The organism is Streptomyces sp. ADI96-02, from assembly GCF_003846185.1.
In the GTDB taxonomy this organism is placed as follows: Bacteria; Actinomycetota; Actinomycetes; order Streptomycetales; family Streptomycetaceae; genus Streptomyces.
On record NZ_ML123034.1, the window covers coordinates 675,240 to 685,927 of the forward strand.

Sequence of the window (10,688 nt, forward strand, 5' to 3'; positions counted from 1 at the left end):
CCCTCAGAACCCGTGGGAATGGTTCAGCGCGAACGTCCTGGACTGGGACTACCTTCCCGCTGTCGAAGTGGGCATCGCGGGCGCGGGTCTCGCCCTCGCCCTCGCCACGTTCACCGGCGGAAGCGGTATCCCTCTCGCCGTCGCCGCCATCGGCTTCCTCGCCACCGTCCCCTCGGCCGCCGACCAGATCACCGCCAACACCACCGGCCAGGGCTTCATGCCCACGACCGTGCGGACGGTCTTCGACATCGTCGGCCTCGCCGGCGCCGGCGTCGACGCTGCCGTCGGTATCGGCTACGCCGGGCACAAGGCGTACACCACGTGGAAGGCGGCCAAGTCGGCCAAGTCGGTGAGCAGACTGGGAACACCGGCCGTCTTCCCCGGCGCGAACGACCCCCGCTTCACGAGCAGCGCGACGAGGCTCGGGACGGGCACCGGAAGCGGCAGGCAGATCCAAGGCAGGATCGCGAGGTCACCGGTTGCCGACAGTTGCCAGGTGGTCGCCTGGGCGCTCTGCCACGGCCTCTCGGAGAGCGGCAACGTGTGGATGCCGACGAAGAGCATCAGCGGCATCACCTTCGAAACGGCCGCCGACGTCTTCGGACCGAGGGTGCTGGCGGAGTCGGACGGTCTGCTGAGGTACGGGCGGGAGACCGCCGAGTACATCATGAGCCGGCCCGCAGGGCAGATCTTCGTCATCGGGATGACGGGGAAGACCAGGGAATTCCAGCAGTGGGACCGCTTGATGGTGGCCTGGAGGAGCAAGAAGCACAACACCATCAAGCTGGTGGACCACGCCGGGTACCAGACACTCGCCCCGGACAACCTCAAGCTCGCGCCGGCCGGCAGCGCGGACGAGATGCCGTTCATCAGTGACTACGCGCTCTTCGACACGGGGCTCACCCGGTTCCGCCACACGTCCTGATCTTCTTTCTTCAACGCAGCCGGGCCAGGCGCCGAGTCGAACGCCGAGCCTGGCGGGCGCGCGGGAAGCGCGTCGCGCCGTCGGTGTGCCGTCGGCCTCCGCTCTGCGGTCCGGCGCGGCGGCACACCTCGACGGGCGGGCGGCTTCTCCCCTTCGGATCAGCCGACGGGGCGGAAGTCACCGTCCTTGGTGTCCTGCACGTAGGTGTTCTTCGCGCCGACGATGCCGACCGCCTCCGTGACCGAAGCCTGAGAGCCGAACGCCGCGAAGACCACCGGGCGCACCTGGTGGGATGTGCAGACCCGCACGAGGTCATGGCAGATCGTCGTGAACTTCTGAATGTTCTTGTCCTTGGCCGGGCCGCCGACGATGCCCAGGAGGCCGTCCGACCAGATATCCGGCTTCACCGGCGTGGAGGTGACGTCGCGCTGGCCGGCACCGTTCCTCGCGTAGACGTTCGGGTCCTGGTGCCCGGCAGGCATGACGGCGAACGGCACCGCCCACGCCGGCAGCTGGCCTCCTCCCCGTCCGGTCTGGGCGCCGACGGCCGCAGCCGCCTTGGCCTCCAGGCCGTCGCCGACCGCATTGATCTGGGCGCCGGCGTCTCGCCGTTCGGTGAGGTCCTGCGCGAGCTCGGCATAGCTCGCGTACTGGTAGGGGGTGTCGCTCTTGATCCGCGTGGCGAGGAGTCTGCCGTAGGCGCCGACCTGGATCCCGGCCGCGGTGAGAGCGTTCACCAGAATCTGCACCTGCTGGCCGGGGGTGGTGGGATTGGGCCCGCCGAATACCACGTTGCCCACGATGATGGTCATGTTCGCTCCGATACCGAGTTCGATGTCTGACAACGGTAGGAGCACGTCCCCTTTCGCGCGGCAGCCGTTCGGGCCGCCCGCTGTGCCCCGCGCCTGCCCCAACGCTCTCCCTCTCGGGCAACGGGCCGAGGATGCAGGGGTGTTAACAATGAGAGAACACGCACCAGCCCCCGTATGAAGAGGAACACACCGTGGACGAAACGGTCATCGGCGCACTGGAAACGCTGGGGCTCACCAGCGCCACCGCCGAGTACTGGCGGAGCACACTCCACCAGGTGCAGCAGGAGACCCTGAGTTCGGAGGCGCCCGACGACTGGGATGCCTTCTCCCAGCGCTTCGTCGCGTGGGTGGACCAGGCGGGTCTGCCGTCGGACGCCGCGCACCTGTTCCTGGAGTACGCGGCACAGACACAGGGCATCGGACTGGTCGACCAGATACTCATGCTCAGTGACGACCAGATCGCGGAGTACTGCGCTCAGGCCGGGTGGGCCCGTCTGATCACCGAGCACGGGGCGGACTGGGCGGGTTACGACGGATCGCAGCCGCACTGGGACTACTTCCGGGATCTCTTCTACAACCAGGCGAACGCCATCGATCCGCAGGTGTACGCGATGGCGTACGAGCAGCTCTCCCCCTACGACGCCGCGACGCCACTGGAGCGCTACCACTCCCTCCACGCGCTCGGGCTGCCCGTGGACCCCGCCGCCGCGGAGCCTGCGGACGGACACGCGGCGGCCGAGCCGACCTCCTTCGACGAGATGACCGTGGATGAGGTGGAGCAGATGATCCTGCTCGCCTGCGCGTAGCCAGGTGCGCGGGTGGTCCCGGCGGCGGTGTCCGCCCCGGGACCACCCGGAAGGTCCCCGTGACCCGTGTCAGCCCCGGGTCTCCAGGAACCGGTCCCAGAACTTCCCCTCGCCCTGGAACGCATCGGGGTTCCCGTCATCGGTGCAGCGGATGTCGATGCGCCCGTTCCAGTCGTAGCCGTGGCCGAAGAAGTTGTCCTCGTGCCACCGGAACTGCACGGACAAGTAGGTCTGCAATCCGACCTGTTCGGTGCTGACGAGCATCTTGCCGGAGCCTTTGAGGCCGGTCGAGGCGCGGGCCTTGACCCCGTTCGCCTGCTCCACGGCGTCGATCGTGAAGTTCCGCATGTAGACGGGGCTGCCGGCGTCGCGCAGTCTCCGGACCTGCGCCGCCATGCGCTCCGCCGCGTTGCGGTTCACCTGGTAGGTGTCGACGCGCCGCTGACTCCGCGCGATCTCGTCCCGCAACTGCCGCTGCGCCGCCGCCCCGCCGTAGCGGTGGCTCGCGAGCAGTGCCGTCTTCTCCGCGATGGTGTCCTCCTCCGCCACCAGGTCGATCTTGTCCATCTCCGCGTAGAGCTCGTTCATCCTCTTGTCGAGCCCGATCTGCGCCTGGTACGAGTCGAGCCGCACAGCGCTGTACGACATGCGCCACGGCAGCACCATGAAGATGCTGTGGGACTTGTTGACGGCGCGGGCCACTTCGTCCCGATGGCGCAGTTGATGGTGATGGTGCGGCGCGAGTCGGCGGACGATCGGCTGGAATCGGCTGTGGGTGTAGAAGACGCCGTAGAGGTCGCGGCGGCCCAGGTCCTCCTCCACCGGCGCGTCCTTGAGCACGTCGGGGAACGCGTTGATGGCCTGGCGGCCCTCACTGGTGAACTCGACCTTGGTGTTGAAGTCCTTGACGATCGAATACGCTGTGCTGGCGGCTGCGTTGGCCACCACACCGTACGGTCCGATAGCGCTGGAAAGGGTCATCTCTGTCCTTCGCTCGTTGAACTGAAGCTGCGTCAGGCCGCTTCGGACGGCAGTGTGTCCAGGTCCATCTCGACGTCGGCGCCATGGGCTTCGAGCAGCGCGAGGTGGGCGGCGGTGATGTCGCCGTCGGCCGCGGTGTCGCTCGCGAAGACCTCCAGGGCGTCGGCCAGCGCCAACAGGACTTCCGGATCGGCCGGCAACTCCTCGACCGCCGCGTCCGCCTCCGGCTCTTCGGCGGGACCGTTTCCCTCCTCGGCGTACGGGGACTCAGCGGCCGGCTGCTGCTCGGCCCACTCCTGCGCGGGGTCGGCCGGGTACGCCGCATCGGGATACCCGGCCGCTTGCTCACCCCCGTACGACTGCTCACCCCCGTACGACTGCTCGCCCTCGTACGACTGCTCGCCCTCGTACGCCTGGTCCGCCCCGTAGGTCTGGTCGGCGGTGTCGTACGCCTGGCCGTCGTACTGCTGCTGCTCGGCTTCGGCGCTCTCCAGAGCGGCGACCTGGTACGCGAACCACTCGACGAAGTCCGTGACGACGAGCTGCCGGTACTCCTCGGCCGACGTGCCGTCGGGCAGCTCGTGCAGGTCGGTGCGTTCCTCGGTGAACGCGGCGAAGTAGTACGCGTAGTCGTTGAGGTCGGAGGTGGCGAGCATCTGGCTGAAGTCCCACCAGTTCGTGTCCGGTACGGCATCCCACCGTTCCAGGACGGCGGCGTGGAGCAGGTATGTGTCGGTCACGAGCGACTCCTTGGGAGTATGACGGGCGCGTGAGCTGCTCCGGTACGCGTGCTGCTCGCCGGAGCCGGCCGGATGCGGGTGGGCGGCTCCGGCCGTGTCCGTCACTGTGCTGGAGCCGATGGGCGGCTCACCAGGTTGACCGGGCACCCTGGAGGGCCCCTGCCGCTGCCCGAACGGGCCGTCCTCGCACTGCCCTTCCGACGCCCCCGGAGGCGGCGGTCGGGCCCGCCGTCCGGCCTGGCCGTCTCAGCCGTCCCACCTCGACCGGGCGGCGAAGGATGCCTGGACGCCGTAGGCGAGGAACGCGGCGGTGACGGCCTCCTGCTCCTGCTCCGGCACTCCGGCGAGGCGAGCGGTGGCCGTGCGGCGCAGGAACCCGGTGACCGGCCCCCGCTGGAGCGAGGCGATGTGCACGCCCGCCTCCGGGACGCCGGTGAGGCCGGCGATCGCCGCGTAACCGGTGTTGCCCTGGCCGAGGACCAGGAGTTCGTGACCGCTCAGCCACAGGACGGCGATGCGCTGGTCAATGCGGATCTGGGCGAGCAGCATCTGGTTCTGCTCGTCGACCAGGTCCCAGTCGACCGCGTCGATCGTCCGTTCCGCCTGCTTGAGGGCACGTTCGGCGCGCTGTTCGCGGCGGCGGGCGGCTGCGCCGGGCGACCGGTCCGGGACGGCGGGGGCCTCGTCCTTCCCGGGCGCGGCGTCCTTCCGCTCCACCACGTGGTGGACGTCGTGGACGGCCCGGTGCAGCGTCGGGGACTCGTAGGGATCCGCTTCCGCCACGACGGGACCGGGCGACACGGCCCCGACGGCGACCAGGTCCCGGACCAGGTCCGCGATCATCCCGTGCAGCGCGGCGGCCGTCGCCTCGCGTTCGGCGGCGTCCGGAAGCCGGTCGGGACCCGGGCCCGCGTAGCGCCGTACGAGGGCGGCCAAGGGCGGTCCGTACCGCTGGAACACCTCCCGGGAGGCCGGTGAGGGGACCGCTCCGGTCCCTTCGGCGAGTCCGGCCCGCAGGCCGCCCTCCAGTGTGAACCGGTCCGCCTCCCAGGCGCGTTCGATCGCGTCGTCGACGGCCCGGAGAGCGCCCGCGTGGGCGGAGTCTGTTTCGATCGGCACGCTCCGGTCACCTCCTGGTCATGCGTCGGAACTCTTCCGGCGCTTTTCTTATCCTCGCGCCCGCCCGGTACCCGTCGCTCCAAAGCGGCGCTCAGCTACGCACTCGGGAGGCGTCGTCGCCCAACTGCCTGCCCTTTCGGGCCCGTTGATGTGGAGAACTTGAGAGAAACGGACAGTCCGACCGGCCGCCCGCCGGAAGTCCAGGCGACGCCACGAGAGGCGTATAACGATTCGGGAATCACCGTGTCGGAACATACCCATCGGTCTGTACCGGCTCGACGAGACGAACGGGCACTACGTTCCGTGAGGTTCGGTCCGGGCGGCGTCAGCGAAGGGCGGCGGCACCGCCGGCACACTCCCAAGGCCGTACAGGGCCTGAATTCTCGGCGTAGTTCAAATACTCGTCAGAATGAGCACTTCATTCCGACGCTCCGCGAGCGCCCCGCCGCCACCGTCCGCTTCACCGCCCGACTCCTGGGTGACTACTCTCCGACATCCTCAACTCTGCCTCAAACTCCTGTGTGTGTACCCCAAGTAACACCGATTCGGTCCAGGAAGTCGCCGACCGCGGCCATGGTCTCGACCAGTCCCGCAAAGGAAGCTGTTCGGGCAAAGCCGTTCACGGCCTTCGGTGCCGTGCCCGGTTTCCGCAGGACCGCGGACCGGACACATGTATGAAGGGCAACCCATGTCAGGCGATCGCATATTCGTCCACGTCAAGACCTCCGACCCGATCTCGGAGGCGGGGATCGTGGCGGCGTTGAAGACCCGGGCGGAGATCTGGATCGCGGACAGCAGCCAGACGACCTCGGGGACGGTGGCGCTCATCGTCGCCGACGAGGTGAACGAGGAGGCCCTCCAACTGCTCCGGGCGGTCCGGGGCAAGGGGATGCAGCAGGCCGTGGTCGTGGTGTCCGAACTGGATGACGCCGGGCTGATGCTGGCCGTCGAGTCCGGCGTCGCCGGGCTGGTGCGCCGGCGCGAGGCGACGGCGGACCGCCTGGTCCAGGTGATCTCGTCGGTGCACCGGGGGGCCGGTGTCGTGCCCCCGGACCTGCTCGGGCGGCTGCTCCGGCAGGTGTCACAGGTGCAGCATCAGGTGCTGGCGCCGCGCGGGTTGAGGTTCAACGGTCTGACCGACCGGGAGGGGGACGTGCTCAAACTCGTGGCGGACGGCCTCGACACGCGTGAGATCGCGTCGCAGTTGTCGTACTCGGAGCGGACGGTGAAGAACGTCCTGCACGACGTGACGCACCGGTTCCACCTGCGCAACCGGTCGCACGCCGTGGCCTACGCCATACGCGAGGGCTTCATCTGACAGGTGGTCAACGCATCCGCCGACGTGGTCTGTCCGTCGGCCGGATGCGCGGTGGTCCGGGTCTGCCTCACTCCTCGATGCGGCGGCGCGGCCGGAGCGCGGAGGTGCGCCGGTGTGCGGACTCGGGTGCGCCGTCGGTCCTGCGGGTGCCGAGCTCGACCCGGTCCGGCGCGGGGCGCAGGTCGGTATCGGCGGGCGGGCGCAGCGGAGCCTTCACCACGAGGTGCAGGGCGGGTGCGGACGGGACGGCGGTCACCGGCCAGGGGAAGGGCACGGGCGCGGCGGGCGCGACGACGAGCGGCAGCGCCCCCGGACCGTAGACGGCGAAGGATTCGTCCACCGTGTCGTCCGGCAGACTCGGCACGGCGGCGGCGGCCAGCATCACTTCACCGAGGACGCGCTGGTGCTCGCGCCAGTCGGCTCCGTACGCGGTGAGTTGGTAGGAGTACTGGAGGACGCGCAGGGGTTGCAGCCGCGCGGTGACGGAGGAGTCCGCCCCGTCCCGCAGGTACATTCCCCCGCTGCGGCCCCGCTCCTCCTCCCGGACGTCGTACAGGAAGGCCCGCAGCACGCAGCCCCCGCCGGCGTCGGGAAGGCCGGAGCCGGGGCCGTCGAAGTCGAGCCCGGTGGTGGGAACGCACCGGCGCAGCCAGGCTTCGAGCGAAGTGGTCACCGCGTCCATCATCGCTCCATCGTGACCGAGCACGGGGCGGCGGGCCACGGCCGAGCGGATTCCCTTTGGGGCAGGCGGAGATGTCCGTGCGTATGGCTGATCGCTTCCCGTACCGGTGTCGGGCGGATGACACCGTGGGGAGTCGCACAGGAAAGTGAGGAACGTGTGCCGAATTACCTGACCCCGGGTGTCTTCGTGGAGGAGACCTCCTCGGGTATCAAGCCGATCCAGGGCGTGGGAACCGCCACGGCCGCCTTCATCGGGTTCACCGAGAAGGGCCCGCTGGACGAGGCCGTACTGGTGACGAGTTGGACCCAGTACACGAATGTCTTCGGCGAGTTCATGGCCGACGCGTATCTCCCCCAGGCCGTTTACGGCTACTTCCTCAACGGCGGCGGCAACGCGTACATCGTGAGCCTGGGCCCCGGTACGGGAACGGCCGAGGTCGCGGGCGGCACGGCAGCCGCCGGACGGACGCCGGCGGTGGAGTCCGCCGGAAGCGTCCGCGGGGAACTGGCCGGGCCGGCAGCCGGACGCCCGGCGCTGACCGTGGCGTTGACGTCCGCGGCGGCCTCGGACCCCTCCGGGCCGGTCTCGGTCGAGGTGGAGGACGCGTCCGACAGCGGGGACGAGGAGTCCTTCAAGCTGGTCGTACGGCGCGGCGGCAAGGTCGTGGAGGAGTACGACAACGTCTCCTCGAAGCGCGGTCCGGGCTTCGTCGGAACGGCGCTGAAGAAGTCCACCGTCATCACCCTCGAAGAGGTCAAGGGCGCGACGCCCGTCCGCCCCGTCAAGGGGGCCAAAGTCGCGCTCGCTCCGACCCGTTCGGCCGAGGTCGTCGCGCCTGCGGCACAGGAGGACAGCGCCGCGGAGGTGGACGCCGGTTCCTACATCGGCAGCACGGCCGCCCGCACCGGGCTGTCCGGCCTGGAGGCCATCGAAGAGATCACCATGGTGGCGGTGCCCGACCTGATGTCGGCGTACCAGCGGGGCGCGATCGACGCGGAGGGCGTCAAGTCCGTGCAGCTGGCGCTCGTCGCCCACTGCGAGACGATGGGCGACCGCGTCGCCATCCTCGACCCGCTGCCCGATCTCAACGCGCAGCAGGTCCGCGACTGGCGGCAGGACTACTCCTCCTTCGACTCCAAGTACGCCGGTCTGTACTGGCCGTGGGTGAAGGTCATGAACCCGCTGGAGAAGCGGGCCGAGTTCATCCCGCCGAGCGGCCACGTCGCGGGCGTGTGGGCGCGGAACGACGACACGCGTGGTGTGCACAAGGCTCCGGCCAACGAGGTGATGCGCGGAGTCCTCTCCCCCGCCCTGTCCGTGACCAAGGGCGAGCAGGCCATCCTCAACCCGATCGGCGTCAACTGCATCCGGACCTTCCCGGGGCAGGGCGTGCGGATCTGGGGCGCGCGGACGCTCTCCAGCGATCCCGAGTGGCGCTACCTGAATGTGCGCCGGCTGTTCAACTACGTGGAGAAGTCGATTCTCGAAGGCACGAACTGGGTGGTCTTCGAGCCCAACGACCGCTACCTCTGGGAGGGCGTCAGCCGCACCGTCACCGCGTTCCTGACGCGCGTGTGGCGAAGCGGCGCGCTGTTCGGCCGAAGCCCGGCCGAGGCGTTCTTCGTCCGCTGCAACGAGGAGAACAACCCGCCGGAGAACCGTGACGCGGGCATCCTCACCATCGACATCGGCATCGCGCCCGTGAAGCCCGCCGAGTTCGTGGTCTTCCGGCTCTCGCAGTACGCACCCGGCTCCGAAATCGACGAGTAGAAAGCACCTAGACCATGACCCAGGGAACCCCCCAGGCCATTTCCGCCGCGCGCTTCGTGGTGAGTTTCGACGGGGCCGCTCCGGCCTACTTCTCGGAACTGAGCGGGATCACCAGTGAGGTGGAGCCGACGGAGTACATCGTCTCCCCCGCTAGAGGCGGCGACGTCATCCACACCAAGCAGTTCGGCAAGACCAAGCCGCCGACCGTCACCCTCAAGCGCGGTGTCGACGGTACGGCCTTCCTCTTCGCCTGGCACGCGATGGCCCGCAAGGGCGACCCCGGCGCCCGTATGTCCGGAACGCTGGAACTGCAGAACGCCGCTGGTGTGGCGCAGGCCAGTTACCGGCTGCTCGGCGCCTGGCCGAGCAAGGTGGAGGTCGGCAACCTCAAGGCCGGCGCGTCCGAGATCGTCCTGGAGACGGTTACGTTCACCTGCGAAGAGGTCATTCCCGTATGAGCCCCACCGCCGAGGCGACCGGGCACACCATGCGGACGGAATACCCGTTCGTCCTTCCGCGCGGGTACGTCGACGCGCAGGGGCGTGTGCACCGCGAGGGCCTCATGCGCCTGGCGACCGCCCGGGACGAGATCGCCCCGCAGGTCGACCCGAAGGTGCAGCAGAACCCGGCCTACCTGACGGTCCTGCTGCTCAGCCGGACCGTCACGCGGATCGGCGGCGTCACGGACGTGACCACGGACACCGTCGAGAACCTCTTCGCCTCCGATCTGGCCTTCCTCCAGGACCTCTACCGGAGGATCAACCAGGAGGGCCGCACCGAGGCCGAGGTCAACTGCCCGTCCTGTGCGCACGCCTTCCTCGTCGACGTGGCGGGTGAGGCACCGGGGGAATCCTGACGTACACGGCCGACCGCCTCTGGGAGGAGGTCGTCTACGTCGCCTATTACCTCCACTGGTCCGCCGACTCGGTCCTCGACCTGGAGCACCCGTCCCGACTGCGGGTGATCGAGGAGATCGGCCGGATCAACCAACGCATATCACCAACCGAAGACGGCCCGGACGCTTGAGCGGCGTCCGGAGCCGTTCCCCGAAAGGAGGCGGCCCGTGCAGTGGTCGTGGAAGTCCGCCCGTGCATGGTTCCGCGGGCGTTCGACCGGTGCGGCGCCCGCAGCGCCCGCGTCGCCGCCCGCGGCCGGCGTGGAATGGCGTCGGCTGCCCGTACTGGGCACCACGGTACGGGCCGTCCCCTGGACCGTGTCCGCGCTGGGGCGTGCGTCCGTCGCACGGGCGGGCACACGATCGCTGATCCACCGTGCGCGGGTCGCACCCGTCCGGGCCGGCCGCCCGGCGGCGACCGGCCCGGACGGGGCCGTTCCCGACCACCGTTCCGTCGACCTGCCGCTCGTGCCGGTGGGACGCGCGGACGCCCTGGTGGTGTCGGTGCTCGACGGTCCCGTCGTCCCGCCGGTGCCGACCGGACGCGTCGGCTCGGCTTCGGCTTCGGCTTCGGCTTCGGCTTCGGCTTCGGCTTCGGCTTCGGCTTCGGCTTCGGCTTCGGCTTCGGCTTCGGCTTCGG

12 protein-coding genes are annotated in these 10,688 nt (G+C 69.5%); 7 read left to right on the forward strand and 5 right to left on the reverse strand.

Translation table 11 applies throughout. The annotated features are described in order from the left end of the window. Positions 1 to 925 (forward strand): hypothetical protein (locus EES43_RS02890; RefSeq protein WP_164493109.1); only part of this gene is annotated, 925 nt, incomplete at its 5' end. A gap of 158 nt (positions 926 to 1,083) precedes the next feature. Here the strand turns inward: EES43_RS02890 and EES43_RS02895 are convergent. Further along, a complete protein-coding gene (locus tag EES43_RS02895) occupies positions 1,084 to 1,737 on the reverse strand; it encodes a hypothetical protein (RefSeq protein ID WP_124267199.1) in 654 nt (217 codons plus the stop codon). Positions 1,738 to 1,928: 191 nt separating this feature from the next. Here EES43_RS02895 and EES43_RS02900 point away from each other — a divergent pair, with 191 nt between their 5' ends. Then, positions 1,929 to 2,543 (forward strand): hypothetical protein, encoded by a 615-nt coding sequence (locus EES43_RS02900; RefSeq protein ID WP_124267200.1) that lies wholly within the window; start codon positions 1,929 to 1,931, stop codon positions 2,541 to 2,543. Positions 2,544 to 2,612: 69 nt separating this feature from the next. On the opposite strand, the gene EES43_RS02905 is transcribed toward EES43_RS02900, so the two are convergent. The 3 genes from EES43_RS02905 to EES43_RS02915 all read right to left on the reverse strand — a co-directional run bounded on the left by EES43_RS02905 (position 2,613) and on the right by EES43_RS02915 (position 5,383). Next, complete coding sequence (locus EES43_RS02905; protein ID WP_124267201.1) at positions 2,613 to 3,524, reverse strand: hypothetical protein; 912 nt, start codon at positions 3,522 to 3,524, stop codon at positions 2,613 to 2,615. 32 nt (positions 3,525 to 3,556) lie between these two features. Then, on the reverse strand, positions 3,557 to 4,264 hold the full coding sequence (locus tag EES43_RS02910) for an ICP22 family protein (RefSeq protein ID WP_124267202.1): 708 nt from the start codon (positions 4,262 to 4,264) through the stop codon (positions 3,557 to 3,559). Positions 4,265 to 4,510: 246 nt separating this feature from the next. Then, the gene (locus tag EES43_RS02915) at positions 4,511 to 5,383 is read right to left on the reverse strand and encodes a hypothetical protein (protein WP_124267203.1); all 873 of its coding nucleotides are present in this window, start codon (positions 5,381 to 5,383) and stop codon (positions 4,511 to 4,513) included. Between the two features lie 688 nt (positions 5,384 to 6,071). On the opposite strand from EES43_RS02915, the gene EES43_RS02920 reads away from it, so the two are divergent. Continuing rightward, positions 6,072 to 6,701, forward strand: coding sequence for a helix-turn-helix transcriptional regulator (locus EES43_RS02920; RefSeq protein ID WP_124267204.1), 630 nt, complete (start codon positions 6,072 to 6,074; stop codon positions 6,699 to 6,701). A 67-nt stretch (positions 6,702 to 6,768) separates the two neighbouring features. On the opposite strand, the gene EES43_RS02925 is transcribed toward EES43_RS02920, so the two are convergent. Beyond that, positions 6,769 to 7,374 (reverse strand): Pvc16 family protein, encoded by a 606-nt coding sequence (locus tag EES43_RS02925; protein WP_164493110.1) that lies wholly within the window; start codon positions 7,372 to 7,374, stop codon positions 6,769 to 6,771. 165 nt (positions 7,375 to 7,539) lie between these two features. Here EES43_RS02925 and EES43_RS02930 point away from each other — a divergent pair, with 165 nt between their 5' ends. Genes EES43_RS02930 through EES43_RS31810 form a run of 4 tightly spaced genes read left to right on the forward strand, consistent with a single transcriptional unit; the run spans position 7,540 to position 10,179 of the window. Then, on the forward strand, positions 7,540 to 9,153 hold the full coding sequence (locus EES43_RS02930) for a phage tail sheath family protein (RefSeq protein ID WP_124267206.1): 1,614 nt from the start codon (positions 7,540 to 7,542) through the stop codon (positions 9,151 to 9,153). A 14-nt stretch (positions 9,154 to 9,167) separates the two neighbouring features. Next, a complete protein-coding gene (locus EES43_RS02935; protein ID WP_124267207.1) occupies positions 9,168 to 9,611 on the forward strand; it encodes a phage tail protein in 444 nt (147 codons plus the stop codon). Continuing rightward, on the forward strand, positions 9,608 to 10,009 hold the full coding sequence (locus tag EES43_RS02940) for a hypothetical protein (protein ID WP_124267208.1): 402 nt from the start codon (positions 9,608 to 9,610) through the stop codon (positions 10,007 to 10,009). The genes EES43_RS02935 and EES43_RS02940 overlap by 4 nt, the downstream gene beginning before the upstream one ends. Then, positions 10,006 to 10,179 (forward strand): DUF6760 family protein, encoded by a 174-nt coding sequence (locus tag EES43_RS31810; protein WP_346774350.1) that lies wholly within the window; start codon positions 10,006 to 10,008, stop codon positions 10,177 to 10,179. Before EES43_RS02940 ends, EES43_RS31810 begins: the two co-directional genes overlap by 4 nt. The last annotated feature ends 509 nt before the right edge of the window (positions 10,180 to 10,688 follow it).

Coding starts and splice junctions, on each gene's coding strand:
- EES43_RS02895 (WP_124267199.1), bottom strand. CDS start 1,737: ATGACCATCATCGTGGGCAACGTGGTATTCGGCGGGCCCAATCCCACC.
- EES43_RS02905 (WP_124267201.1), bottom strand. CDS start 3,524: ATGACCCTTTCCAGCGCTATCGGACCGTACGGTGTGGTGGCCAACGCA.
- EES43_RS02920 (WP_124267204.1), top strand. CDS start 6,072: ATGTCAGGCGATCGCATATTCGTCCACGTCAAGACCTCCGACCCGATC.
- EES43_RS02935 (WP_124267207.1), top strand. CDS start 9,168: ATGACCCAGGGAACCCCCCAGGCCATTTCCGCCGCGCGCTTCGTGGTG.
- EES43_RS02940 (WP_124267208.1), top strand. CDS start 9,608: ATGAGCCCCACCGCCGAGGCGACCGGGCACACCATGCGGACGGAATAC.